The organism is Pontibacter actiniarum, from assembly GCF_003585765.1.
Taxonomy (GTDB): Bacteria; Bacteroidota; Bacteroidia; order Cytophagales; family Hymenobacteraceae; genus Pontibacter; species Pontibacter actiniarum.
Genome location: NZ_CP021235.1, coordinates 45,580 through 72,164, shown reverse-complemented (window position 1 = coordinate 72,164; position 26,585 = coordinate 45,580). Strand labels below are relative to the sequence as shown.

The window sequence follows — 26,585 nt, the reverse complement described above, 5'->3', positions numbered from 1 at the left end:
TGTTTTGTACGGAAGCAGCGGGAGTTTAGTCGGAGGCGGTGAGGCGCTGGCCTGCCCAAGGCCGGTATAGCAGCCACTGCCATGCCTGCCGCAGCACCTCCCCCAGCACCAGTACCTCCGCCACCTGCGGCACCACGGATACCACCACGTGCTCCAGGTGTAAAGTATAGCCTAGCTCACCGTTGCCGGAAAGACGCCAGATGCTGTACTCAAACACAATCCAGCACACAACGGCAAGTATAATCAGCAGCGTTACGATAAACGCGGAGCCAACCACCTGCTGCAGCGCCCGCAGCCAACGCCCCTGCCCCGGCTGCACGGCACTTTCCACGCCCCGCACCAGCACATAGGTACCCAGCTGGAACAGCAGGAAAAGCCCCAGCAGCACCAGCCCCGGCAGCTCGGTAAACGCATAAAGTATAGCGCCTCCCGAGGCCAGGAGCGCTGTGCAGAGCTGCACCAGCAGGTACGGCAGTATGATGGAAAGGGCACGTTTCATGGCGGGTCGGGTCACGGGCGGTACGGGTTCAGGCAAAGCACCCGGTAAGGTTCTCTAAAAGTTCTTCCTGCGGTTCTGCTTGTAGTCCCGGAACACCATGTGGCCCAAGCCCTTCAGGCTGCTGTAGTACGCCTGCCCGTTGTTCACCTTGGTAAACTCATCCACAAACTGCTGCAGGTAAGGGTCAGAGGCGATCATGAAGGTGGTGATCGGAATCTTGATCCGGCGGCACTGGGCTGCCAGGTTCAGCGTTTTGTTCACCACTTTGCGGTCCAGCCCGAAGCTGTTCTTATAGTAGCGCAGCCCTTCCTTCAGGCAGGTTGGCTTGCCGTCGGTGATCATGAAGATCTGCTTGTTCTGGGTTTTCCGCTTGCGCAGGATGTCCATCGCCAGCTCCAGGCCGGCCACGGTGTTGGTATGGTACGGCCCCACCTCCAGGTATGGCAGGTCTTTCACCTCAATCTGCCAGGCGTCGTTGCCAAACACGATCACATCCAGCGTGTCTTTCGGGTACTTCTGGCGGATCAGCTCCGCCAGGGCCATGGCAACTTTTTTGGCCGGGGTAATGCGGTCTTCGCCATACAGGATCATGGAGTGGGAGATGTCGATCATCAGCACCGTGGACGCCTGCGTTTTGTGCTCCGTCTCCGTCACCTCCAGGTCCTGCTCCGTAAGCCGCAGGTCGCCGATGCCGTGGTTCACCTGGGCGTTTCGCAGCGAGTCAGTCATGGAGATCTGCTCCAGTGAATCACCGAAGCGGTACTCCCGGCGGTCAGCGCTGGCCTCATCGCCCACACCGGTGTGCGGCGTGGCATGGCCGCCTTTGCCGCCTTTCTTCAGCTTCCCGAATATTTCCTCCAGCGCACTTTTGCGAATGCTCTGCTCGCTCTTGGCGGTGAGCTGCAGGCTGCCGCCCTCCTGCGGGTTCTCGTCCAGGTAGCCTTTCTTCTTCAGGTCCTCAATAAAATCGCCGATGCCGTACTCATCCCCCGTCAGCTTGTACTGCTTATCCAGGGAGCTGAGCCAGTTCAGCGCCTCCCCCACGTCGCCGGACGTAATCGTGACCAGCTGCATAAAGATCTTGAGCAGCGAGTCGAACCCGGGTTTATCATCCTGAGGCGGTACAAACTCTGTAAATCGATATCCTATAGCCATAGTTTAGAGAAGTAAATCTGTAACATAACAAACACGGCAGGTGCAATGTTCTTTTTTTAATTGAAAGCGCCGTTGGCACGCCCCATACTCCTTTCCCTGCCCCGGCCCACAAACTATTGCCGGGCGATACAAGTAAAAAGAGTATAGCATACTCTCACTATAAAACGCAGGAAACGATGAAAGCGATATGGAACAACGTGGTAGTTGCAGACAGCGACGACACAATTGAGGTGAACGGGGAGCAGTACTTTCCGCCAAACACGGTTAAACACGACTACCTGGAGCGAAGCAACGCGCAACCGGTGGGGCATCAGCAGAACCACCCCACCTATTACCATGTACAGGTAAACGGGCGGGTAGAGCTGGACGCCGCCTGGTCTTACTCCGAGCCGCCGGAGGGCAACAGCGACATTAGAGGCTACTTTGCCTTCGGGAGAGGCGTGACGCTGAAAGACTAAGCCGGAGGCCAGGGCCTGAAAAGCAAATGCCCGGGCTACAACGTATAGCCAGGGCATTTGTGTCGGACGTAAGTCTGTACTTTTTAGGAAAGCCCTTAGGCGATCCAGCGGAACTTGTACTCCAGCGTCGGGGCTTTCATACGGTCTGCCACGCGCTTAAGGCGTGCTGGCAGGGCCATTACATAGTCGCGGGCACGCTCTCCGGCTTCGTTCAGGCCTGTGAGGCCCTCAATCTTCCACTCCTTAATCAGCCCGTCCAGGATGTCTGTGTAGTCAGAGGAAGTATAAACGCCCAGGCGCTGCGCTGCGTCGGTAAAGTGGCCGAAGGTTTTACCCATCTCCACACCCAGCTCCCGCATGTAGTGCGCCGGCATAACAATCTTCTTGCGCATCATGTCTTCGAAGGCCAGCATCATCTCGTTAGGGTCTGCCTCAAATATTTTCCCCACAAACGCTTTGTAGGCCTTGGCATGGCGCGCCTCGTCGGCAGCCACGTGGCCGCACATTTTGGCCAGCAGGTTGTCGCCTTGCTTTTTAGCCAGCTGGGCTACGCGGCGGTGCGAAATATTGGTGGCCGTTTCCTGAAACGAGGTGTACACAAACGAGCGATACGGGTCGCTGTCTGTCTGCAGGTCGAACCCGTCCGCGATCAGGTATTGGGTAGAGGCCTCCATCTCGCGCATGTTAATGCGCCCGCTCAGGAAAAGGTAGCGGTTCAGGATATCGCCGTGACGGTTCTCCTCCGCTGTCCAGCTGCGGTTCCACTTCATCCACGGCCCGTTCGGGTCCTGTGGCAGTCCATCTATGGTCATCAGCCAACTTTCGTAAGTCGGCAGCGCCTCTTCAGTTATGGTATCCCCTACTAAAACAGCCAGTAAATCGTAGCTCAGATCACGGGCTCTCTCTCGCAGATCCTTTATCTCATCCAGGAAATTATCCAGTGTTGCATCCGGTAAAAGGTCTGCAGGTTGCCAGCTATCCTCTACCGATTTAAGAAACTCGGACATCTTTTCTGCCACGAAGTCTTCCATCCATTTTATCACTTCTCCACGTGAGGCGAGTGCTGCTGTAATCATCTTATTGTTGTTTGTTTGGTTGCCAAATATACTTATTTAAACCAACATTGTTATCAGGTGAGAAACAATTTGGTAATAAAAGCGCCTAGTATGCATTGTTTTAGGCCTCTTTGGCCTATTACCAGTTGTGGTATATATTGTATACCGTTTGGGCGGATAAAATGATTCGCTGTAAGGAAAAAGCCTGTAACTAGCGCCCGTAACGCCAGCGGTAATAAAGGGCCCGCAGGAAACCCAGATCTATTTTACCCCTGTTTAAGAGGCTTATAAAACGGTACATAAAAGGGGGCTGGCCCAGTAGGTTTTTCAGCATTCCCAGCAGCTGACCGGCCTCTGTAAAATTACCGGAGAGGTAAGCATGCCGCGCCTCATACTTTAGCCTGACAGCCAGCGCCTCCCGCTCTTCAGGGGTTTGTATCAACCGGGCGGCTTTCTCGCATACCTGCACCGTAGACGCCAGCAAGCGGTTGCCCTTCTGGTACCAGCCACTGGAGAGAGAGTGCTGGTGCACCCGCCGCTGCGTGGTTACCTGCGGCAGATAAGCGTACTGGTACTTCCGGGCCGACCGCACCCAGAAGTCGAAGTCCTCATAGGCCAGTGCCTCGTCGTACCCCTGCAGGTCCTCCAGCACCTCGCGGCGCATCAGCATGGTAGGCGGGCAGATAAAGTAGCGCCGCAGCACATCGGCAAACACATTGCCGTCCGGCGCCGCTGTATACTTCTGGCTGTGCAAGTACAGGTGCTGGCCATCGTCTGAAATGTACTCGGCATCTGAGTAGACCACCCCATAGCCAGGGCCGAGGCGCTGGAACTGCTCCACCTGCTGTGTTACCCGGTCGGGCAGCAGCACATCATCCGTGGCGAAATCTAACACAAAGCGGCCCCGGCTGGCGCGCCAGCCTTTGTTAAATGCCCTCGTGTTGCCCAGGTTCGTCCCGGTGCTGATAAAGCGGAGCCGCGGGTGCTGCTGCAGGTATTCTTCTATGATTCTGACGCTGCCGTCGGTGCTACTGTCGTCTACGATAACGATCTCCAGGTTGGGGTAGGTCTGCGCCAGCACCGAGTCCAGGGCGGGGCGAAGAAAGCGCTCATGGTTGTAGCACAGGCAGACGATGGAGACAAGCGGCAATGGGGTCATAGGCGAAGATAGGCATTCTGGCGCGAATGTGCGCGTGCTTTATCCGGGCAGGGGTGGTTTATGCTAGCCCTTGGGGCTACGGCCGGCCTTTGCACGCATGTTGCCTGCAGCGCAGACACAGCGCCGCCGCGGGAGGGCGCGACAAAGTGCTCTCCTTACCTTTTCCTGCAGAAGCGCTTTACCGCCTCTAGCACCCGCTCCTGCTCCAGCTCCGTGAGGCCGGGGAAAAGCGGAAGGCTGAGGCTGGTGTTGGCCAGCTCCTCGGCTACAGGAAAATCACTGGCCTTATACCCCAGGAAAGTATAGGCTGGCTGCTGGTGCACCGGCACAGGGTAATGAACCGCGGCCCCAATGCCCTGCTCCTGCAAGTATACTTGCAAGGCATCCCGGTGCCTGGTGCGGATGTTAAAGATATGGTACACGTGGCCGCAGCCCGGTACCGACACGGGAAGAATGATGTCTCCGGTTTGCTGCAGCTCCTGCAGGTACACGTGCGCCAACCGCTGCCGCTCCGTGTTGAGCGCTTGCAGGTGCGGCAGCTTTACCCGCAGCACGGCCGCCTGCAGCTCATCCAGCCGCGAGTTAACCCCGACCTGCTCCGAGCGGTACTTCTGCGCCTCCCCGTAGTTTCTGTACTTGCGGGCGAAGGCGGCCACAGAGGCATCCGAGCTTACCACTGCTCCGGCATCGCCTACGGCACCCAGGTTCTTTGTGGGGTAGAAGCTGAAGGCGGCGGCATCGCCAAAGCTTCCGGCCAGCCTGCTTTTGTAGGTTGCGCCGTGGGCCTGGGCAACGTCCTCCAGCACTTTTATACCCTGCAGCTGCGCCACCTGCAGCAGCTCGTCCATCTCGCACACCTGCCCGTAAAGATGCACCGGAAGTACCGCTTTTGTCCGGGGGCTGAGGTGCCTGGCGGCGGTATCGGCTGTTAAGTTGTAAGTGTACCTGTCTGGCTCGGCGAGCACTGGCTTCGCCCCGACCTGCAGCACCGCGTTAACCGTGGCAATAAAGGTGTGTACCGGCAGCACCACCTCATCCCCCGGCCCTATACCCAGGGCTTTTAAGGCAATGACGAGGGCATCGTATCCGTTTCCGACCCCCACGGCTGAACCTGCACCTATAAACCTGGCAAACTCACCTTCGAAAGCCTGTACCTGCGGCCCCAGCACATACTGCTTTGCGGCTACAGCCTCAGCCAGGGCCTGTTGTACCTGGGCCTCCAGCCCTGCCGGGAAATCTCTGAACTGAAAGTACGGGAGTGGCTGCATGGCGATTTTTATAAGGCGTTGTGCGAAGCCAGCTTCAGAAAACGGTCGTAATCGCGGATATAGTCCGTTTCGCTGAAGTCGGTAGAGGCCAGGCAGAGGGCGGTGGCGCCTTCGGAGAAGTGCAGCTCAGTCCAGCACATGGCCGGTATGTACAGCCCCTGCTGCGGGTGCGCCAGCTCAAACTCCTGCTGCTCCCGCCCAGTGTCCGTCAGCACCTGTATACTTCCGCTCAGGGCAACCAGTACTTCCTCGGTAGCCATGTTGGCGTGGTGCCCACGCGCCACGGTGGGAGGTGTTGCCTGCGTCCAGAACACCCGCTTTATCTCAAAGGGAATATTCTTGGCCAACTGCGTGCTGGTGATGTAGCCGGCGTGGGGGCTGCCAATGCAGTCGAAGGAAAGCAGGTGTGGTTTGGCTGGCAAAACGTTGTCCTTTGGTACTGCTGCAAATGTAATCCATTTCGGAGAGATAGCTATAATTTTTACCTTTGGCTAACTTGCAGCTTTTGCAGCACTCAAACCGGGCACATGCTATACTTATTACTGAGCATTTTCTGTAGCGCATCTCTTATCTTTATTTTTAAGCTCTACGAGCGTTACAATGTGCACACCATGCAGGCGATCGCTGTTAACTACGGAGTGTGCGTGCTGGTGGGGCTCTGCTTCCCGGGAGGCGCAGATGTGCTGCAGCCGGAGATCTTTTCCCGCACCTGGGCCTACTATGCCATGGCGCTTGGCTTTATCTTTATCGTCACGTTTTATCTGATTGCCGTCACTGCGCAGAAAGTGGGGGTAACCGTGGCCTCTGTAGCGGCCAAGATCTCGCTCGTGATTCCGGTGCTGTTTAGCCTGCTGGTGCTGCAGACCACGGTAAAAGAGTACACCTGGCTCAACTATACCGGCATGGCGGCCGCGCTGGTGGCCATCGTGCTCTCTTCGCTGCGGCCACGGCAGCAGGAGGCCGGCGAGGCGGGCACCCGGGTGCCGCTGGTGCTGGCAGTCGTGCTCCCGCTGGTTATTTTCCTGAACAGCGGCGTGGCCGACTCGCTCATCAACTACACGAACCAGCACCACCTGCAGCCGCACGAGGCCAGCCAGTTTACCATGCTCACGTTTGCCGCCTCGGCCGTTATCGGCGGAGCAGTTATACTTTACCAGCGCACCCGGCACAAGACCAGCCTCCGGCGCCGCAGCTTTGTGGCGGGCGTGGTGCTGGGCGTGCCCAACTTCTTTTCCATCTTTTTCCTGATACAGGCCCTCCGCTACTTCAACAACGACGGAGCCTTCTTCTATCCCATCAACAACATCGGCATTATACTGGCCGGGGCGGCGGGGGCGGCAATTCTTTTTAAGGAGAGGCTGAACCCGCTGAACAAGCTTGGGCTGGCGCTTGCTGTGCTGGCGCTGCTACTTATTTCGTATCAGGAGATCATTGCTAACCTGTTTTAAACATGGAGGACACCTACAGAACCATAGAGGCGCCCGCTGAGGGCCTGTACAAAGAGAAAGGGAGCAAGTTTATCGCGCTGGCCTACCCGGTATACACTGAAGAGGAGGTGAAGGAGGTGCTGGCCGAGCTGCGGAAGAAGTACTACGATGCCCGCCACCACTGTTACGCCTATATCCTGGGGGCCGACCAGAGCCGCTACCGCGCCAACGATGACGGGGAGCCAAACCACTCCGCCGGCGACCCTATCCTGGGCCAGATCCGCTCAGCCGGGCTCAGCAATGTGCTGGTGGTGGTTGTGCGCTACTTCGGGGGTACCAAGCTGGGCGTGAGCGGCCTCATCAACGCCTACAAAGTATCCACCGCCGAGGCGCTGGCAGGCGCCAGCATCGTGGAAAAGCACGAGACAGTGCTGCTGCAGGCACACTATGCCTATCCACAGATGAACGACGTCATGAGCCTGGTGAAGGAGTACGACCTGAACGTGCGCGACCAGCAGTTTGAGCTCGATTGCCGCCTGACGCTGGAGGTGCGCCGCCAGCTGCAGGAGGAAATCACCACCAGGTTAGAGGAAATGGAGGGCGTCAGCGTAGCAGTACTCGGTGAGGGACTGTAAATTCATTAACTTTATAAGTCCGTTAACTTTCAGCGCCGCTAAATCTAAACACGTTAACCTGTAGCATGGCCAAGCACAAGCACACCCGCAAACGAAATAAAATACTCGAACGCAAGGCCGGTACCCGCCCGGGCACTTTGGCGATTCCTACCGAGGCCTATGCGCCGCGCTTTTTCCTGATGTCGTTTAACGAGCACCTGTTTGAGGAAGTGGAGCTGAAGACCTACCAGGAGCTGCTGCACAAAGTGAAGTCGCAGCCGGACGCGCGCCACTGGATCGATATTCGGGGGTACGCCGACCAGGCGGTGCTGGAGCAGATAATACAGGACTTCGGGCTGCACTCCCTGCAGATGGAAGATGTGATTAACGACTACCAGCGGCCCAAAGTGGAGGAGTTTGACCACAACCGGCTCTTTATCATTACCCGCATGCTGCGCTGGTCGCCCGAGTTCAGAACGCTGGACGATGTGCAGCTCTCGCTGTTTACGGGCACAAACTATGTGCTCAGCCTGCAGAGCGATTACGGCGACTGCCTGGACCCGCTGCGTGAGCGCATCCGCATAGGCAGGGGCGTTATCAGGCAGCGGCCCACCATGTACATGGCCTACGCCATACTCGATGTGGTGCTTGATTATTACTTCCCGGTAATGGCGGACATCGGCATGTACATCGAGGACCTGGAAACGCAGGTGCTCCGCGAGCCTTCTAAGGCTACACTCACCCAGATCCTGGACCTGAAAAGCGAGTTGGTGAAGCTGCGCCGCATCAGCTGGCCCGAGCGCGACCTGATGAACGAGCTGCTGCGCATGGACGAAGACACCATTCCCGACAGCATGAAGGTCTACTTCCGCGATGCCTACGACCATGCCGTGCAGCTCATAGACCTGGTGGACAACCACAAGGAAATGACCTCCAGTTTGGTGGAGCTGTACATGTCCACGGTGAGTAACCGCATGAACGAGATCATGAAGGTGCTGACCATTATCTCCAGCATCTTTATCCCGCTAAGCTTTATTGTAGGGCTCTACGGGATGAACTTTTCGCGGGAGAACCCGGAGACTGGACACGTGATGCCGTACAGCATGCCGGAGCTGTACGAGCCGTACTCGTACCCCATCCTGCTGAGCCTGATGAGCACACTTATCTTGCTGCAGCTGTACTTCTTCTACAAAAAGGGCTGGTTCAGGAGCTTTTGACGGGCTTACTTTTGGTTAGGGTTGCGGTGCTACTTTGAGAAGTCCGCGTTGCCGTTCTCATCATAGGCTAAGGTCCAGGTGATATCCCTGAAGCCTTTATCTCCCCTGTAGGAATAGGACGTGAAGTTGTTGGCAGACAAGGTAAGGTACAGCAGGTCCTGCCACAAACATATTCCCTTTAAGGGGTTGGGCTTATCATCGTAACCGCCAAAATGCTCCTCGGTTGTTCCAACGACAGTGTTATCGTACCTGTCCTTCTTTTCACCCAGTATGCTTCTCAGGTTACCCTTAGCGTCAAAAGCATAGTTTCTTTCTATAACGTAGTGTTTCGTGCGCTGCCGGGTGCGTTGCAGCCGTCGTGCGGCGTCGTAGTAATAGTCTATTGTGTCTGTGTATGACCAGAAGTAAGCATCATCATACGTGATCTTTTGCTTTACAAGTCCGTTTTCAAGTATAATTTCCCTTTTATTCGGGTGCCCGTTGTAATCATCAAGGTTCTCTTTTGAGACGATGGTGATGAGGTTTGGAGCGGTGTACATGACCGTGTCATAAAAGCCAGAATGTCTCCATAGCACACCCCCCATCTGTACGCCTCCCCCTATCCGCTTCAATGGTTTTCCTCCCTTGTACACAAAATCAGCGGCTCCACCTACAGTTCGGTCTGCTGTATGCTCTTCTATGTCTATCAGATGTGAATGAGCAACTGTTTTGAAGTCAGCAAAGGCTACAGGCGCCGGCGTATCGGACCTGGAACAGCTACATACTAATATGCCGATGATAAAGAGTAAAAGTACAGGTCTTTGCATAAAGTGGGTTGTAGGGATAAGGTATTGCGTAAGTTAAGAAGCCTAGTGTAAGCTAAGCTTTTTCTGCTCTTTATCCTACTCCCCCACGCGAAACTGCATTTTCTTGAGCTGCTTGCCTGATGTGAGGTACAACGTGTAATTGTTGGCCGTTTCGTTGTAGTAGATGGTGACCGGTTGGTTGTTCTCCAGCGTGCGGTTGCCGATCAGGCTTCCCTCCGCATTGTAGAGGTATGTTTTCTGCGGGCCGGTTTCCGTGATGGCGTATACCTTGTGGTCTCCCCCGAAGTGGAAGTACTGCACTATTTTGGAGGCGGAGGTAACGTAGCGCTTCTCAAACACCTCTTTCAGGTCCTGGTCGAAGACGGCCACTTTGCCTTGCTCCTGCCGCACGATAATAAACGAGCGGCCGTTGCTGCTCTCCGGCACCAGCTCAAACATGGCGCGCTTGCTTGGGCGCAGCAGCTGCTCCCGGTTTAGCACCCTGCCCTGCAGGTTAAACGTGATCACACTGCCGTAGCGTGTCACGGCGGTAACTTCGGTGCGCTTCAGGTCTGCCCCTACTTTAGCGACAGCCCCGGAAGTGAGCGGAGACTTTAGGTTGATCGGGAAGCCGGGGTAGGTTTCCCCCTCGCGGTTCAGGGCGTACACGTAGCCGTTCTCCAACAGCACCAGGATCACATCGCGGCCGCCTACCCGCAGATGCTGCGGTTCCGCCGCCAGGCGATAGTCCATGCGGCGCGGCTGCCAGCCCTGCACAGCTGCCCCCTGCATGTTGTACATGTAGAGGTTGCCCATGTTGTCGTCTACCAGCAGGCGGTAGTTGCCGTTGTTCTCGTAGTCGAACACCGCCAGGTGCTGCAGGCTCAGAGAGTCGGGTACGTTAAACGGGAAGTTCTCCAGCGACTGCCCCTGGTTGTTAACGGCGTGAATGCGGTTGGCGGTGATAAAAAGGAAGCGGAGCTTTTTATCCGGCCCGTACTCGATTTGCTTGATACCGCTGCGCAGCGAGGTGCCCACCGAGTCTACCCAGCCCCGTTGGCCGGACGCCGTTACGTTGATGAGCACATTAGCCGAGTCCTGCACCACTACCTCGCGGCTTCGGTCCACGGCGTTCTGCACCGGGAACGGACGGGTGTCCAGCCGCTTATCGAAAACAATGCTTTTCTCCTCCTCAAACGCCTGCTGCCCGGTTGCCTTGCTTTGGTCCGGCCTCCGGATAACCAGGCTGGTGTAATAGCGGCCCTCTACAATGGAGAACTGCAGGCTCACCTGCGAAAACCTTTTGATGAGGGTGGCATTCTGCAGCAGGTTCTCCCGGTCCTCGTCCGTGGTGTAGCGGTTAAGCAAGTACCAGGCATTGACGGTGTTCAGAAACAGGCTGAGGTTCGCCTCCTGCAGGGTCTCCTCCAGAAAGGCTTTTTGCGCCACCGACTTGCCCCACACGTTCTCATCCGAGATATCATCCAAGAGTTGCCGCAGGGTCGTCATCTCCTCGGCAATGAGCAGGTAATCGTCCACCTGCACCACGTAGCTCTGCTCAAAGCCCTGGAACACCCGGCCAAGCAGCTGCTGCGGCAGGTCCGGCACGTTTACCAGCTGAATGGTGTAGCTGCCGTACTTCTCTACAAACGGTTTTTGCTTTTTGGCGCCGGCCACCTGCGCGCTCAGTTTATCCAGTAGCCGCTGTGCCAGCGCAGGGTTGGCCATGTGCGCGTAGGCTACCTTCTCCGGGCTCTGGCTAACGCTGCTGGACTCCATGTAAGCCAGCGCCGCCTCATCGCTGAGCGTCTGGGCCAGGCTGTCCAGCGTGGCCGCGTAAACGGACTTGTTGGTTGCCTGCTGCTGGCGCAGGCGCTCTATCTCCTGCAGCCCGAAGTGCAGCAGCATAGCCGTGCGGTTGGGCAAGTACGCCCTTACGCCCAGCGGCTGCGGCTTCTGTGGCTCCATTTCCCGGTGCAGCGAGTTCTTGAGCAACTCGGGGGTGGAGAATCCATTCAAAAATATCTTGTTCCGCTCCAGTTTCAGCTCCAGCATTCCGTTCTGGCAGAGCGTGGACAGGTAACGCACCTCCGGCATCAGCTTCTCCTCCAGGAACAGCCCCAGCAGGTCGGGCAGCGCACGGTAGTTCACAAAAACGTTGGCGTACACCTCGGGCTGGTTCAGGTAGTTCGTGTTCTGGAACTCGGCTGCGATAGATTTGGGCTTGCCCCTGGTAATGCGCCGCACAATCTCCTCCACCAGCACCGGGGACTCACTCAGGATGATGTTGTTATGGTAGGTAAAATAGGTGAAGCTTCTGCCGTTGCGGTTGTTCTTTATGTCGGTGAGCAGCATGCCCTGGTAATCCCGCGAGTCCTCCTCAAAAATATCGCTCTTGTTGATGTTCTCCGAGAGCGTCCGCAGAAAGCGGTGCTCCCCCACAGAGCTGACCGGCACATAGAAGACAAAGGCCACCTCCGTCTTGCCTGTCACGTGCAGGGAGGTAAGTATGTTTTTTTCGTTCAGAAAGCGGGTGAGGCGCTGGCTTCCGGGAGATATGCTGTCGAGGTAGGCCATGTCTTCCTCGAAGCGCTGGGCAAAGGGGAGCAGCGAAAAGCTCTGCCACAGCTCCGTCTCCTGCAAATGCTCCATCAGTTCCTGGTGGTTCTGGGTTTCCAGCACCAGCGCCGCATCGTCAGGCACCAGCGTCCATAGGTCTACCTTCTCCCTGGAGCCCTTCCAGCGGTTAAAGCCATAGTAGGCCAGCGAGGCAAGTATAACAAAGCCGATGAAGAAGAATACGATGCGTTTTGGCATGCCAAGCGTTTTCGAGCTACAAAACTAATGTAATTTTTGGAACTTCCCCGAGCCTCTGTTGGATAAGGCTGCCCGCACCCGGCACAACTCCTTTTCTACCTCGCCACGTATACAACAGCCAAGCCTAAAAACAAGACACATGTTCAGAATACTCCTACCCGTAGATTTAACCGCCAGCTCCTCCAACGCCTGCGACTATGCCATGCACGTGGCCGCCGCCGCACCGGAAGCCGAGCTGCTGCTGCTCCACTGTTTCAGCGATTACCTGCTGGAGCCCGAGCTCGAGAACCCCTTCTCCGACACCGGCCGCAGCCCGCTTAGCCCCGGCTCCGAGGAGGTGACAGACCGCGTGCTGCATCGCAACCAGACAGACGAGCACGCCGGGCTGGACGAGCTGTACGAGGAGCTGCAGGCAAAAGCCAACGCGCACGGGCAGCATGTGCACCTGAAGCGGGCCTTTATCAACGGCATGCCGGAAGACGTTATTCCGGAGGAGATCAAACGCTTTAAGCCCGACCTGCTCGTGATGGGCACCAAAGGCGAGGACAACTTTGTCCGCTCCTTCTTCGGCACAGTTACCACCAAGATGATCGATGACGCTAAGGTGCCGCTGCTGACCGTGCCCGAGAGCTACCAGGGCCGCAGCCTCCGCCGCATCCTCTACGCCACCGACTTCGACAAAACCGACGCACAGGCGCTTGCCTCCCTACAGCTGCTCCTGCGGGCATTTAACCCGATTATTGTTTGCGCCCACATCGGCACCGACAGCTCCGAGGAAAAGGACACCCGAAAGCTGGCGCAACTGGAAGACAGGCTGAACCAGGAACTGCCCAACCACGCACTGCAGTTCGCATTGCTGCAGGGAGATGATGTGGCCGAGGCACTGCAGGAGTTTGTGGCCCGGGAGAAAGTGGAGCTGATCGCCGTTAACAACCACCAGCGCTCCCTGCTCAGCAGCATTTTCCAGCCAAGCCTCAGTAAAAAGCTCGTGCTGGAGATGCAGGTGCCGATGCTGATTTTCCACAGCCCTGGAAAGGCCTAGGCCATACTTGCTGACGGTTGCTGCAGCTGCTCTAACAACGCCTCGTAGTAGCGCTCAAACGCCCCCTCGCTGGTAGCCATAAACAGGAAGGGCTCGATCAGCTCCAGCTCCATCAGCACGAGTTCTCCGTTTAGCTCCACACCGTCTACGCGGGCGTAGAGGCAGCCGGAGGCATAGGCGTCTACCAGGTTGTGGGCCGCCTCCAGCAGGTGTGCCGGTGGCTCCGGCGTGTGCACGGTGCCGCCAAAGAAGTGCTGCACCCTGAAATCGCCGGGCTTGGCGGTTTTAAGCACGGTGTGGCTGTACGCTCCGTTAAAGAACAGGAAAGACCACTCTCCCTGGGTCTGTATCTCGGGGATGAAAGGCTGCGCCAGGAAGCTTTCCTGCTGCAACAGCTCGTTTATACTTTCTGCTTTGGCCCCGGCCTCTGCACGGGTCAGGGCAAAGGTATTTTTGGCTCCGCCGCTAACGGCCGGTTTCACGATGATCCGCTCCGACTGCAGCTGCGCGAGGGTCGCCGCCACATCCAGCTGCGTTCCCTGCTCCAGCCACACGCTTGGCACCACCTTTACCCCCTGCTCCTGCAGCTCCACCAGGTAACGCTTATCGGCGTTCCAGCGCACTGTCCGGATTGGATTTAGCACCCGCACGCCGAGCTCCTCCAGCTTATCCAGCCAGGTATAAAAGGCTTCAATCTTATCGAAGTAGTCCCAGGGCGACTTCAGCACCACCAGGTCATACTTCGCCCAGTCCACCGCCGGGTCGTCCCAGATTTCGAGCGCCACATGCAGCCCTTTTTCCTGCAACAAACCCAGCAGTTTACTGTTTTCTTCCTCGGATACGCCTGTGTAGTTGCCCGTGCTTTTATATGTGATGAGCGCTATTTGCTGTGTTTCCATTTTTTACCATCTTTGCTGCCAAATTATACTATATCCCGGGCCTAAGCAAACCAACGGCAGCTGTTTATACTATAACTTTTGGGCGGTAAATACTCGTATGTACGTATAGTTAATACCTGCACTTTTTTAATATACATCGTTCACTATGTTTTACCGCCTAAACAGCAGCTTACGCCACAAGTATAGCCTTACGCTACGGTTGCTCGTGCTGCTGTTGCTTGTCCATACTATTGCCTCCGCCTGCTCTACCGACAGTACGGCAGACGAGGAGACCGATATGCCGCGCGAACGCCGCACCGCCGCCTCGCCCGACACACTCGCTGCCAGCCGCTCGCTGGAGCGCGCCACCACCAGCCTGCTGGGCAACCCCTTTGTGGCCAACCGCCAGCAGAGCAACAACCTGAGCACCTACTTCGACCGCATCGATGCTGATTTCACCGTTGATGCCGATGCCATCGAGAACCTGCACAACCCTGACGTAACGGACACCATCTACACAATCCGCTTCGGCAACTCAATGATGGAGTTTTACGCGCCGACCCACTCAGGGGACCTGCACCTGCAGGCCGCCGACATTCGCAGCGCCAGCGTGTCGCTGCGAAACAACCTGCGGGTGGGTATGAGCCAGGCCGAACTGATGAAAAGCCTGAAAGGCCAGGGATCAGATATCAGAATCATGCAGACCCCCAACGAGATTGTAGCCTCTAACCGTGAAGGCGCGCCTATAACACTGCACTTTTACTTGCAGAAAGGGAAAGTGAGCCGAATCAAGTATGATGGCTATGTAGACTAGCGGCAACCGGTGCAGGTGGCGGCAAAACCGCATCAACACATCTGCCTGTACTTTCTCCCGTGGCGTGGATATCCGCCTGTGCCTCCGGCTGCCACTGCTTATACTTGCGTAGCTGCTGTTGATGCCACTTGCACTAAGCTGTTCTTCCAAGCTGCCGCCCTGAAAAGCGTTCACAGCCGAGGCAGGGCTCACGAGCAATGTCCAGGCGGGGCTCGGAGAGGTTCGCCTGAACGGCCTGCCCGAACACGCAGAAAAAGACAGCCAGGGCACTCGCTACAGCACAACTCTTCTCTCTAAGCTTATAACTCTGCCCCCTTCGCCTTATATTTGCCCAGAACCAAAAGCAAACATGTTATGCGAATTGTTATTCAGCGGGTAACACAGGCTGCAGTAGAGATTGAAGGCACGGTAAAAGGCCAGATCGGTCTGGGCTTGCTGCTGCTGGCAGGCTTTACCGCCGACGACACCGAAGAAGACCTGAAATGGATGGCCGGTAAAGTGGCAGGGCTGCGCATCTTCTCCGACACAGAAGATAAGATGAACCTAAGTATAAAAGATGTCAACGGCGAAGTGCTTGTCATCAGCCAGTTCACACTTTACGCCAGCACAAAGAAGGGCAACCGTCCCTCTTATATCTATGCGGCCCCTCCTGCCGTTGCTGTCCCCTTGTATGAGCGCTTTGTGGAACTGATGGAGCAGGCACTGGGAAAGCCGGTGCAGACCGGGGAGTTCGGAGCCGACATGAAGGTGTCGCTGCGGAACGACGGCCCCGTAACCATTGTGATGGACACCAAACAGAAAGACCTATTTTAGCCATGACCATAGCCGAAGCACAAGCCATTGTAGATAAGTGGATCAAAGAAAACGGGGTTCGCTACTTTAACGAACTAACGAACATGGCCATACTGACAGAAGAGGTGGGCGAGGTGGCCCGGATTATCTCGAGGCAGTACGGAGAGCAGTCGTTTAAGAAGAGCGATGAAGGCAAGCAGTTAGGCGACGAGCTGGCCGACGTACTGTTTGTGCTGATCTGCCTGGCCAACCAAACCGGCGTAAACCTGACGGAGGCGCTGGAGAAGAACCTGCACAAGAAAACCGAACGCGACAGCGAACGGCATAAGCAAAACGAGAAGCTGAAGTAATAAAAAAGGAGGAGGGGCAACCCCTCCTCCTTTTAGCTTTCCAGTTCCAGGGCCAGGTCTACCAGCCTATCCTGGCGCCACACCGGCAGTACGTTGAATGCATCGTGGCGCAGGCAGAACTCAATGTCTTTGTGGATTTCCAGGTGCTCCAGCCTGCGTACGTGCGAGGACTGGCGCAGGAATGCGACTAAATCGGCTTTAGCTGTCTGGTACAGGTACAGCGCAGCCAGGGTGCTGTCGTTCTCGGTTGAGAACTTGCCCTGCAGGCGCTCCACCAGCGCCCCGGCAAACAGCGTATCCTCCAGGTTAAACTGCCCTTTCCACCCGGCGCATACCACCAGCACATCCAGCTGCAGCGCCGCCAGGTAATCGGCCACGGCCTGCAGGTTCAGAAAGGCCCCCACAATAATCTCCTCTGCCGCCTCTGACAAACGGATCGCGCGGGTGCCGTTGGTGGTGGTGATCGCAATGTCCCGGCCCTGCACGCTTCCGCCCATGTAGCCGAAGGGCGAGTTGCCCAGGTCAAAGCCCTCTGCCTTGATGCCGTTGCGCTCAGCTGCCGTCAGGCACCCCTGCGCAGCGTAACCGCGGCACTCCTCCAGGTCCATTACCGGGAAAATATTGGCGACCCCGTGTGCAAAAGCGGTTACCATGGTAGAGGTGGCGCGCAGTATATCCACAGCCACAACAGCCTTTCCCTTCAAATCATACAGGTGCAGCAGCTCAGGGCTGAAACACACATCTATACTTGCCATACCTTTTTGTTTACCGCCGGTCGTTGCCCGGGAGGGCAGGTTTACCCTCCCGGGCAACGACCGGCGGATCACCAATAATTACTTTTTATAAATAGGCAGCTTCACGACCTCTGCCTTTATGTCTTTGTTGCGGATGCGGACGAAGATTTCGGTGCCGGCTTTGCTGTAGTCTTTGGCCACGTAGCCCATGCCGATACCTTTGCCCATAGAGGGAGACATCGTGCCGGACGTTACTTCTCCGATCTTCTCCCCTTCTGCGTTCACAATCTCGTAGTGCGCACGCGGAATGGCTTTCTCCAGCATCTCAAAGCCTACCAGTTTGCGGCTGATGCCCTGCTCCTTCTGAGCCTTCAGGTTGGCAGCGTTGGTAAAGTCTTTGTCGAACTTGGTGATCCAGCCCAGGCCGGCCTCGATCGGTGAGGTGGTGTCGTTGATGTCGTTGCCGTAGAGGCAGAAGCCCATCTCCAGGCGCAGCGTGTCGCGGGCACCCAGGCCAATCGGCTTAATGCCGTACGGTTTGCCGGCTTCCATTATGGCGTCAAATACTTTTTTTGCGTCTTCGTTTTTCACGTAGATCTCAAAACCACCCGACCCCGTGTAGCCTGTAGCCGAAACGATCACATCCTGCACACCGGCAAACTCTCCTTTGTCAAAAGTATAGTATACCATGTTCGGCAGGTCGATCTTCGTCAGCGACTGCAGTGCCTCAGCGGTTCTTGGGCCCTGCACGGCAAACAGCGACATCTCGTCTGAGATGTTCTCCATCTCCACGCCCTCGGTGTTGTACTTGCTTATCCAGTTCCAGTCTTTATCGATGTTGGAAGCGTTTACAACCAGCAGGTACTCCTCCGCAGACAGGCGGTACACCAGCAGATCGTCTACGATACCGCCGTTTTCGTTTGGCAGGCAGGAGTACTGCACTTTGCCGTCGTCCAGCTTAGCGGCATCGTTGGAGGTGACGCGCTGGATCAGGTCCAAAGCTTTCGGGCCGCGCAGAATAAACTCGCCCATGTGCGACACATCAAAGATACCCACAGCTTCGCGCACTGTCTTGTGTTCTTCTATGTCAGAGGAGTAGCGCACGGGCATGTTGTAGCCGGCAAATGGCACCATTTTAGCGCCGAGCGCCTCGTGTACATCGTTTAAAGCTATTTTCTTTAGTTCCATGTAGGTTTAGCGGTTCTAAGTGTGGCGCAAAAATAAGTAAATTTCAGCCGCTTCCGAAATTTAATCCCGCCCCGCCCACTGCACTTCCTCCCCCTGCGGAGAAGATCTTTATAACAAAAACACTATACTTGCGTAGAACCATATATTCTACAATAGCCAAAGGACATCTATGCTTACCCCTTTTTTACGTCGCGCCGCCGCTCCGGCTCTGCGAACCGTCTCTTTCTGTGTATTGTTGTTCAGCGCCACGCGCGTGGCCCCCGGTGTATAGCAGGCTTTAGCCTCCGCCGCACCCCCTGACTAAGTGTATAGCCAGACCCTCTATTCATGAAACTTTCCGTTAAACTCTTCGCCGGCTTTGTGCTGATATCGGTGCTCTTCACGGCTGTGGCCATCGTGAACTTCCGCCTGTCGGAGGCCGTGATCGAAAACACGCAGTGGGTGTCGCGCTCACAGATAATGGTGCGCAACTCTGCCGCGCTCCAGCGTAACATCATTGACATGGAGACCGGCCTGCGCGGGTACCTGCTCAATGGCAACAAGACCTTCCTGCAGCCTTACGTGCAGGCCAAAGACCAGCTGCCGGGCCTCATGCAGGAGACAAAGACCTTTGTATCGGCCTCTCCCGAGCAGATCAAGAAGATCACCGAGATCCAGAGCCTGAAGAACAACTGGCTAAACAGCTACGCCGAGCCGCTCATCCAGCTCAAAAGCACCGGCGACACCCTGGTAAACAACCGTGCCTTCGATGCGAAGCTCGATAGCCTGGTGCTGGGCGAGAAAATCATCATGGACTCTATCCGTATCGCCTTCCGGGAACTGAACGCCTACGAGTACAAGGTGCGGGAGGAGCGCCGGGAGCGCCTTAACAGAAGTATAAACAACACCCGGCAGCTCTCCACGATCCTGACCATTCTCTCTGTGATGCTTGGCCTGTGCTGGGCTTACTACATTACACGCCTCATCTCCAACCGCATTATAAAAATGGTGACGCTGGCCGAGCAGGTATCGCGCGGCGATTACAAAACCCGTATCGTAGACACCAGCAACGACGAACTGAGCCAGCTGTCGCACTCCCTCAACCGCATGTCTACCACTATTGATGAGACCTTTACGGAGCTGGACCTAAAGAACAAGGAGCTCGACCAGTTTGCCTATGTGGTGTCGCATGACCTGAAGGCGCCGCTGCGCGGGATTGAGGTGGCCTCACGGTGGGTAGAGGAGGACATGGGCAGCAAGCTTCCCCCGAATGTGCAGGAGTACCTGCTGATGATGCGCGTGCGCGTGCACCGCATGGAGAACCTGATCAACGGCATCCTGGTGCTGGCCCGCATTGGCCGCACCAGCCAGGTAGAGGAAGACGTGGACGTGAACCTGCTGCTGGTAGAGGTGGTGGATATGCTTGCGCCGCCGAAGAACTTCACGATTGACGTGCAGGACGGCCTACCAACTTTGCACACCGTGCGTATACAGCTGCAGCAAGTGTTCAGCAACCTGATCAGCAATGCCATTAAGTACCATGACAAAGACAGTGGGTTTATTACTGTAAACCACCATGAGACGGAGAAATTTCACGTTTTTTCTATCTCAGACGATGGCCCGGGTATTGACCCTGCCTATCATGAGCGTATATTTGTGATCTTCCAGACTCTGCAGGAGCGTGACGCCGTGGAAAGCACAGGCGTGGGGCTTACGATTGTGAAAAAGATCGTGGAATGGCAGGGAGGCTCCATTTCGGTGTCCTCGGAACCGGGCAAAGGCTCCACTTTTACCTTCACCTGGCCAAAAGATTCGGGCGAGGTTGAATAATTTTTTATAGTTTTGTTTCAACTCACCAGAGTACCCAGATATAATGAGCGAGAAAGAAGTGAATATCCTCTTAGTGGAAGACGACTATTTGGATACCATGAATGTGGAGCGAGAGCTGAAAAAGATAGGCATCACACACCCGATTTACGAAGCACGCAATGGCCGTGAGGCGCTGGACATGCTGCGTGGCGAGGGTGTGGAAAAGATATCTCCGGCCCCGAGCGTTATTCTGCTGGACATTAACATGCCGAAGATGAACGGGCTGGAGTTTCTGGAAGAGCTGCGACGCGACCCGGAGTTCAGCCATATTCCCGTTTTCATCATGACCACTTCGAACGAGGAGACGGACCGCATGGCGGCCCAGCGCCTGAACGTGTCTGGCTACATCGTAAAGCCTCTCTCTTTTGATAGCTTTGAGCATAGCCACTCCTCCCTCGACAGCTTCAGCCTTTTCCTCGACCTGATCAAACTAAAGTAAAACGCCCCTCTTTTGCGGTAGCCCCGCCTACAAGAAAGGCTTTACCGGAAAAGCTCCTGCTGCGCGGGCAGCAGGGTAAACGACTGCCGGTGGTGCACTGTGGCGCCGAACCTGGCGATTCCCTCCCGATGCTGCTTTGTTGGATACCCTGCATTTTGCTCCCAGCCGTAGTGGCTGTGCTCCCTGGCCAACCGGCCCATCAAGTCATCGCGGTACGTTTTGGCCAGTACCGAGGCCGCCGCTATCGATAAGTACTTCCCGTCTCCTTTCACAATGCAGCTATGCGGAACCTCCCGGTAAGGTTTGAAGCGGTTGCCATCCACCAGTAGGTACTCCGGTTGCGACTGCAGCTGCTGCAGTGCACGGTGCATGGCCAGGTAAGTGGCGTTTAGTATGTTAAACTGGTCTATTTCCTGCGGAGACGCCTCCCCGATCGCCCAGGCCACAGCATGCTGCAGCACCAGCTCCCGCAACTGCTCGCGCACTTTCTTCGTCAGCTTTTTGGAGTCGTTTAGTAGCGGGTGCTCAAAGTTCGGGGGAAGTATAACGGCCGCCGCCACCACCGGTCCGGCCAGGCAACCGCGCCCCACTTCATCTACGCCTGCCTCCAGGGCATAGCCGCTATGGTTCTGTAAAAGCATTGCTTGTAAAGGTATAGGCGCAAGTACAAAAAGAAAAGCCCGCCAGTCAAGTGACGGCGGGCCTTCTTTAACAACTAAAAACTATTTACTACAACGGATTCTGCACCATTCCCTCGTTATTGTTTGAGTTCAGCTCATCTTGCGGAATCAGCCATTGCCACTGGTTATCACCAGCCGCAACATCAAGAACGTTACCGGCAAGAGTTGCGCTGTGGTTAGCTCCGTTTCTATTAAGTGGGCTGTTGGTGCGCTTCAGGTCAAAGAAGCGGAAGCCTTCACCCCAAAGCTCAATACGGCGCTGCTTCATGATTTCATCAATAAGCGCTTGGTCAGCAAGTGTGATATCTGAGGCTTCCGTATCACGCGCCTTTACAAGCTTTGTTAATAAAGCAGCAGCAGCAGAGTTATTGCCCATGCGAGCCAGCGCCTCTGCCTCAATCAACATCATCTCAGCAGCTCTCATGTAAGGCACGTCACCAACGCTGCTCGCTCCGCCATCAGCCAGGAACTTTCTGTTCATGTAAGGCTTTGGAGAGAAGTTTGATGGTATAACATACCCATTCACATCGTACCCAACCACTTTTTTGGTTGTCTCATCTAACACTTCCGTAGGAGTTGGGTCCCACAGCTGTTTACGTACGTCAGTGTTGGGAATCTTGCTGTACAGCTGGCTGTTGATTGCCTTCGGATTCGCTCTAATGTTAGACGAACTAAAGTTAGCAGACATGTAGGCGAAGTACGAGTAGAAGTAAGTGGTCTGATCAGATATCTGATCACTTCCCCACATCCACTCCTCATTTTCAACGTTGTTGAAACCAGCTAAGTACTGCGTTTGGCCCATCAGCTTGTAACCCTGCGCTGCCTCATTTGCAAACTTGGCAGCAGTAGCCCAGTCCTGCATTGTGAGTGCCACACGGGCCTTGATGCCTTTTGCAACGTTTGTGTTAAAGTGCGACTTAGCGTTACGTCTTGCAGGCAGCAAGGAGATCGCTTCATCAATGTCTTTATTGATTTGCGCATACACCTGCTCCACAGTTGCCCGAGGCTGCCCTTCCAGTGTATAAACGTTCATGATCGGCACACCAAGCTGGTCGTTAGAGCTTTTGGAAGCGTCATAGCGCTCAGCAAAGATCTGCACGAGCTGGTGATGCGCCCAGGCTCTGTACGCCAAAGCTTGCCCCTTTATTGCTGCACGCTCTGCCGGTGTACCTTCAGCCGTGTCAATGCCCTCAATGATCTTGTTGGCATTAGCAATAATCTTATAGTAGAACCTGTAAACAAAAGACACTGTACCGGCATTCGCGTTACGGTGCGTCATCCATTTGTAGGTTGAGTTAAACCAGCCGTTACCAGCAGCAGTCATAACTACGTCCTCACCCAGCAGGTCCAGGTTGATCATCACTGACCCCTGCCCTGCCTGGTCCTGGTTGTCGTACTGCATGAACATGGCTCTGTGAATACCGTTCAGAGCGGCCATGGCATTTGTAGTAGTGGTAATTGCCAGGTCTCCAGCCACAGCATCTGTTGGCTGCACCTCAAGATAATCTTTGTCGCAAGAGGCGAGCATGAGCATGCAGGCAGCAAGCGAGCTATATAATACTTTTTTCATTTTCAAAAATTAAAGGGTAACGTTCAAACCAACTGTGTAAACACGAGCAGGGATATAGCTATTAGAAGTAACACCTGAGTAAGACTGATTCACGTTCATACCGTCACGCTTAGAGAACAGCGCTAAGTTCTCACCTGATGCGAAGACACTCGCATTTTTCAGGAACACCTTTGAAGTGAGCTCTGAAGGAAGAACGTAGTTCAGGTTTACAGATCTGATGTTCAGGTAAGAAGCGTCGATCAGCCAGCGGTCAGACTGCGCATTGTAATGCGTTGCGGTCGTCAGGTCCATACGTGGCACGTCTGTCTCATCACCAGCTTGCTGCCATCTGTTCAGGATGTCCTTGTGCAGTGCACCACCTTGTGTTCCGGCGTTCATCAAAGAGGCGTAGTTAGCATCGTACACTTTACCGCCTACCTGGTACGTCAGCAATACCGAAAGCGACAGGTTCTTATAAGTAAAGGTGTTTGTGATACCACCGGCAAAGTCAGGAATTGCAGAGCCTGCATAGTGATACTTGGCACCGTTAGAGTCTGTGGTTACCGTATCGCCGTTGATCACACGCGTCTTGCCTTCTACCCATGTATCGGTAGCGAACAAGCCTGCTCCGTCAGCCGGATCAACACCGTACCAGTCACGCAACCAGTAGTCATAGATAGATTTGCCCACCATGTACTTTTTGGTACCCGTGATCACCTCTTCCTGCGGAAGCTTCTTCAGTTCATTCTTGAAGGTGGACACGTTCAGGTTAACATTCCAGGTAAAGTCCTGCGTTTTAACGGCATCAGTAGAAAGTTGTACCTCGACACCTGTGTTAGCCATTGTACCGATGTTCTCCCACTTCTCTTTTACACCGCTTGACAAAGGAAGCGGAACGCGGAACAGCAGGTTCTCTGATTCTCTGTTGAAGTACTCAACGCTACCACTAACTCGGTTGAACAGGTCAAACTCCACGCCGATGTCAAAGCTGTTGTTAGACTCCCACAGCAGGTTTGCGCTACCAAGCACATCCTGTTGTAAGAAACCTGGCTCTTTGGCGTTGTTCATGCCAAGCGTGTACAGTTCCTGGTATCCATAGTATCTGTCAGTTCCATCAGAGTTCAGAAGGGCATCGTTGCCTACCTCACCATAAGAACCTCTAAGCTTCAGCATGTTAACCCACTCCGGCATGCTGATGAAAGTCTCTCTGTCCAGGCGCCAAGATGCACCCACAGACCAGAAGTCACCCCAGCGTACATCTTTCGCAAACCTGGAGGAACCATCGCGGCGGTAAGAGCCGGAAAGGGTGTACTTGTCGTCGAATGTATAGTTCAAGCGCGACAGGTAGCTTTCTACTCTGTACTTATCAGTTCTTGAATCTAAGCTGTTCGTAGTAGTGAAGTTACCTAGTTCAGTATTGTCTTCTACAATTACGCCCTGGCGCATTCCGTACATGTACTTGTAGTCGTAGCTGTAGTTTTCATGGCCAACCAAAGCTTCTACAAAGTGTCTGTCGTTGAACGTTTTAGAATAGTTCAGCAACTGGTTGATGTTGTAGGTTGTAGCGGTTGTACTAGTGCGGCTAGCTCTACCTGCCGGCGCACCGTCGCCTACTTTGTTGTTGTCGTACTCCGCAGCTAGGTAGTTTGCAATGTCTACGCTAAGGTTTGTTGTAAACTTGAAGTCCTGCAAGAACTTAACCTCTCCGAAAGTTCTGGCACTTAAAACATTGCGGTTGTACAGGTTATCGTTCCACATCGTCTCCGCAACTATGTGACGGCCTACGCTGGCGTTGCTGCCCCTGTTAGGCAAGCCCAGGTTAGACAGGTTACCATAGTCGTAGATTCTGTTGCCATCCTCATCTAGCAGATAGGCACCAGTACTAGGGTCATGTGCGTAAACAGGGTAGATAGGACCAATGCCACGGGCAAAGTTAAAAGGGTTAACATAGCTGCTGCTGCTGCTTGTGCTAGCCTGGTTAGACTCTGTAATGGTACCGGAAACGTTCAAACCTGTTCTCAGCCAGTCTGTAGCCTGTGTGTTCACATTTACACGGCCAGTAAAGCGCTCATAATCAGATCGTATCACATAGCCTTTCTCTTTCAGGTAACCCAAAGACACGAAGTAGTCGCTCTTCTCAGAGCCTCCGCTGTAATTCAGGGCATAGTCACTACGGCTGCCACTGCGCTGCAACGGCTCAAACCAGTCTACGTCGTCATAAAGCAACTTCGCCTCTGGGTTGATGTTACCATTGGCATCAACAATGGCATCGTTTGCCACGTTAAACGGGTTGTACCCCAGAATACCTTTAACGCTACCGTCTTTGCCGTCTCTCAGCTTTTTCAAGCCGGAAGCGATTTGATTGGCATCCTCTAAAGAATAAGGGTCTTTTGCAGCGTTTACTAAGCTGTTTCTTTGCGCTTCCCAGATCAAAGGATAGTACTCGTATGCATTTACACGGTCATACTCTTTGATAGCTCTTTCGCTCACACCCTGCGAGATCTTCACATTCAGCTGGTTGCTCCCTTTTTTACCTTTTTTGGTGGTAATCATCACCACACCGTTTGTGGCACGTGCACCGTAAAGGGCGGTAGAAGAAGCGTCTTTCAGAATAGAGATGCTTTCGATATCATCCACATTCAGGTTGGCGATACTACCTGGGTACGGTGTACCGTCTACAACGTAGAGCGGATCGTTTGATGAGTTTATAGAACCAATACCACGGATGCGGATTTCTGGTCCTGCTCCTGGCTGGCCGCTACCAGAGTTAGTCTGCACACCTGCAGCCTGTCCGGCAATGGCGTTGGTGATGTTCGTTACAGGTCGCTGCGCTATCTTCTCTGCGCTGATCTGAGTGGCTGACCCAGTGAATGAGCCTTTATCTGCCGTACCGTAGGCAACCACAACAACTTCCTCCAGTTGCTTGTCGTCTACTCCCAGGTTAACGTTTATCGTAGCGGCACTCCCTATCTCGCGTTCAACGGTCTTGTAGCCGATAAAACGGAAGATAAGGGTGTTACCATTGGCGGGAACGTTGATGGAGTAAGTTCCGTCAACTCCTGTCGTGGTGCCCACTGTGGTACCTTTCACAATTACTGCGACCCCCGGCAGTCCTTGTGATGTGCCCTGGTCGGTTACTGTACCAGACACTGTTCTGCTTTGGGCATACACCTGCTGCAGCAGTGTGAGCACCATCGCAAAACTCAAAAGTAATACTCTTCTCATGTAAGTGGTTGGATTAGGTAAATTGGTTGGTAAGATTTTGTATTTCGAACACAGGACATAGCGCTGCCACTCACCTTTACAAGTGTTTTTAACAGGCACCACACAGAAAGCCAACTATCCGTGATAGTGACAACTTGGTGATTCAAGCTTAAAAGTTTGTTCTTTCTTTGGTAAATGTGCTCTACAACAGACACACCTCACCTCTGAGAGCGGGAGTGGTAGCAACACGTACAGACACTATGGGTATTCTCGATAGCTGTAAATCTGTATATGCCTCTATTCGGGTTCAATAATATGCACAAGCATAATTAAAAACAATAGCCCGAAAAAAATATTTACCTAATGTTATGCCACTAAAGATCAGCCACAACGGAAAAGTATACTTTGCCGTTGTGGCTATTTCCCAGCCTCGGAAGGGAAAGAAGGCCTCTACAGTATTAAAGGGGGCAGCTTTATCAAAAGCTGCAGCAAAATAAGTGTTCAAACACCCATAAACCCATGCAGGGTAGTGACCTAAAAAAAGCACAGAATTTAGTGCAAAAAAAATATTGTTTATAGACAGGTATAAAAGCAAAGAAGCACCTCTAGTAAG

24 protein-coding genes are annotated in these 26,585 nt (G+C 54.6%); 10 read left to right on the top strand and 14 right to left on the bottom strand.

All coding sequences use genetic code 11. The features are described from left to right. Window positions 1-25: 25 nt before the first annotated feature. Window positions 26-499, bottom strand: a complete 474-nt coding sequence (locus CA264_RS00300; protein ID WP_025609405.1) for a hypothetical protein — start codon at window positions 497-499, stop codon at window positions 26-28. Between the two features lie 54 nt (window positions 500-553). After that, window positions 554-1,654, bottom strand: a complete 1,101-nt coding sequence (locus tag CA264_RS00295) for a vWA domain-containing protein (protein WP_025609404.1) — start codon at window positions 1,652-1,654, stop codon at window positions 554-556. Window positions 1,655-1,830: 176 nt separating this feature from the next. Here CA264_RS00295 and CA264_RS00290 point away from each other — a divergent pair, with 176 nt between their 5' ends. Further along, complete coding sequence (locus tag CA264_RS00290; RefSeq protein ID WP_025609403.1) at window positions 1,831-2,112, top strand: DUF427 domain-containing protein; 282 nt, start codon at window positions 1,831-1,833, stop codon at window positions 2,110-2,112. A gap of 95 nt (window positions 2,113-2,207) precedes the next feature. Here the strand turns inward: CA264_RS00290 and CA264_RS00285 are convergent, their stop codons facing one another. The 4 genes from CA264_RS00285 to CA264_RS00270 all read right to left on the bottom strand — a co-directional run bounded on the left by CA264_RS00285 (window position 2,208) and on the right by CA264_RS00270 (window position 6,016). Next, window positions 2,208-3,188, bottom strand: a complete 981-nt coding sequence (locus tag CA264_RS00285; RefSeq protein WP_025609402.1) for an acyl-ACP desaturase — start codon at window positions 3,186-3,188, stop codon at window positions 2,208-2,210. 190 nt (window positions 3,189-3,378) lie between these two features. Further along, complete coding sequence (locus CA264_RS00280; protein ID WP_025609401.1) at window positions 3,379-4,326, bottom strand: glycosyltransferase family 2 protein; 948 nt, start codon at window positions 4,324-4,326, stop codon at window positions 3,379-3,381. A gap of 155 nt (window positions 4,327-4,481) precedes the next feature. Next, entirely contained in the window at window positions 4,482-5,594 is a 1,113-nt protein-coding gene (locus CA264_RS00275) for a DegT/DnrJ/EryC1/StrS family aminotransferase (RefSeq protein WP_025609400.1), read from the bottom strand. An 8-nt stretch (window positions 5,595-5,602) separates the two neighbouring features. Further along, entirely contained in the window at window positions 5,603-6,016 is a 414-nt protein-coding gene (locus tag CA264_RS00270) for a sugar 3,4-ketoisomerase (RefSeq protein ID WP_025609399.1), read from the bottom strand. Between the two features lie 105 nt (window positions 6,017-6,121). On the opposite strand from CA264_RS00270, the gene CA264_RS00265 reads away from it, so the two are divergent. The 3 genes from CA264_RS00265 (at window position 6,122) to corA (ending at window position 8,852) form a co-directional block, all read left to right on the top strand. Next, window positions 6,122-7,042, top strand: coding sequence for a hypothetical protein (locus CA264_RS00265; RefSeq protein ID WP_025609398.1), 921 nt, complete (start codon window positions 6,122-6,124; stop codon window positions 7,040-7,042). 2 nt (window positions 7,043-7,044) lie between these two features. Then, window positions 7,045-7,656 (top strand): IMPACT family protein, encoded by a 612-nt coding sequence (locus tag CA264_RS00260; protein ID WP_025609397.1) that lies wholly within the window; start codon window positions 7,045-7,047, stop codon window positions 7,654-7,656. A gap of 65 nt (window positions 7,657-7,721) precedes the next feature. Further along, a complete protein-coding gene (corA, locus tag CA264_RS00255) occupies window positions 7,722-8,852 on the top strand; it encodes a magnesium/cobalt transporter CorA (RefSeq protein WP_025609396.1) in 1,131 nt (376 codons plus the stop codon). A 29-nt stretch (window positions 8,853-8,881) separates the two neighbouring features. Here corA and CA264_RS00250 read toward each other — a convergent pair whose 3' ends face one another. After that, a complete protein-coding gene (locus CA264_RS00250) occupies window positions 8,882-9,427 on the bottom strand; it encodes a hypothetical protein (protein WP_157593756.1) in 546 nt (181 codons plus the stop codon). 306 nt (window positions 9,428-9,733) lie between these two features. Further along, entirely contained in the window at window positions 9,734-12,454 is a 2,721-nt protein-coding gene (locus CA264_RS00245) for a hypothetical protein (protein ID WP_025609394.1), read from the bottom strand. Window positions 12,455-12,593: 139 nt separating this feature from the next. Here CA264_RS00245 and CA264_RS00240 point away from each other — a divergent pair, with 139 nt between their 5' ends. Beyond that, window positions 12,594-13,496, top strand: coding sequence for a universal stress protein (locus CA264_RS00240; protein ID WP_025609393.1), 903 nt, complete (start codon window positions 12,594-12,596; stop codon window positions 13,494-13,496). Here CA264_RS00240 and CA264_RS00235 read toward each other — a convergent pair. Next, complete coding sequence (locus CA264_RS00235; protein ID WP_025609392.1) at window positions 13,493-14,395, bottom strand: ATP-grasp domain-containing protein; 903 nt, start codon at window positions 14,393-14,395, stop codon at window positions 13,493-13,495. The genes CA264_RS00240 and CA264_RS00235 overlap by 4 nt on opposite strands. 145 nt (window positions 14,396-14,540) lie before the next feature. On the opposite strand from CA264_RS00235, the gene CA264_RS00230 reads away from it, so the two are divergent. From CA264_RS00230 to CA264_RS00220, 3 genes are all read left to right on the top strand, one after another. Beyond that, window positions 14,541-15,188, top strand: coding sequence for a hypothetical protein (locus CA264_RS00230; protein WP_025609391.1), 648 nt, complete (start codon window positions 14,541-14,543; stop codon window positions 15,186-15,188). A 354-nt stretch (window positions 15,189-15,542) separates the two neighbouring features. Further along, entirely contained in the window at window positions 15,543-16,001 is a 459-nt protein-coding gene (dtd, locus tag CA264_RS00225) for a D-aminoacyl-tRNA deacylase (RefSeq protein ID WP_025609390.1), read from the top strand. A gap of 2 nt (window positions 16,002-16,003) precedes the next feature. Then, complete coding sequence (locus CA264_RS00220; RefSeq protein ID WP_025609389.1) at window positions 16,004-16,330, top strand: nucleotide pyrophosphohydrolase; 327 nt, start codon at window positions 16,004-16,006, stop codon at window positions 16,328-16,330. Between the two features lie 32 nt (window positions 16,331-16,362). Here the strand turns inward: CA264_RS00220 and CA264_RS00215 are convergent, their stop codons facing one another. Together CA264_RS00215 and gcvT are read right to left on the bottom strand one after the other, a co-directional pair. Then, window positions 16,363-17,085 (bottom strand): 2-phosphosulfolactate phosphatase, encoded by a 723-nt coding sequence (locus CA264_RS00215; RefSeq protein ID WP_025609387.1) that lies wholly within the window; start codon window positions 17,083-17,085, stop codon window positions 16,363-16,365. A gap of 78 nt (window positions 17,086-17,163) precedes the next feature. After that, the gene (gene gcvT, locus CA264_RS00210; protein ID WP_025609386.1) at window positions 17,164-18,252 is read right to left on the bottom strand and encodes a glycine cleavage system aminomethyltransferase GcvT; all 1,089 of its coding nucleotides are present in this window, start codon (window positions 18,250-18,252) and stop codon (window positions 17,164-17,166) included. A gap of 327 nt (window positions 18,253-18,579) precedes the next feature. On the opposite strand from gcvT, the gene CA264_RS00205 reads away from it, so the two are divergent. Beyond that, on the top strand, window positions 18,580-20,061 hold the full coding sequence (locus tag CA264_RS00205; RefSeq protein ID WP_025609385.1) for a sensor histidine kinase: 1,482 nt from the start codon (window positions 18,580-18,582) through the stop codon (window positions 20,059-20,061). Between the two features lie 43 nt (window positions 20,062-20,104). Next, the gene (locus tag CA264_RS00200) at window positions 20,105-20,539 is read left to right on the top strand and encodes a response regulator (protein ID WP_025609384.1); all 435 of its coding nucleotides are present in this window, start codon (window positions 20,105-20,107) and stop codon (window positions 20,537-20,539) included. A 41-nt stretch (window positions 20,540-20,580) separates the two neighbouring features. On the opposite strand, the gene CA264_RS00195 is transcribed toward CA264_RS00200, so the two are convergent. The 3 genes from CA264_RS00195 to CA264_RS00185 all read right to left on the bottom strand — a co-directional run bounded on the left by CA264_RS00195 (window position 20,581) and on the right by CA264_RS00185 (window position 25,993). Next, window positions 20,581-21,180: a ribonuclease HII gene (locus CA264_RS00195; protein ID WP_025609382.1), complete on the bottom strand. Its 600-nt coding sequence runs from the start codon at window positions 21,178-21,180 to the stop codon at window positions 20,581-20,583. Between the two features lie 88 nt (window positions 21,181-21,268). Continuing rightward, a complete protein-coding gene (locus CA264_RS00190; RefSeq protein WP_025609381.1) occupies window positions 21,269-22,789 on the bottom strand; it encodes a RagB/SusD family nutrient uptake outer membrane protein in 1,521 nt (506 codons plus the stop codon). A 9-nt stretch (window positions 22,790-22,798) separates the two neighbouring features. Continuing rightward, window positions 22,799-25,993, bottom strand: a complete 3,195-nt coding sequence (locus CA264_RS00185; protein WP_025609380.1) for a SusC/RagA family TonB-linked outer membrane protein — start codon at window positions 25,991-25,993, stop codon at window positions 22,799-22,801. Window positions 25,994-26,585: the final 592 nt, after the last annotated feature.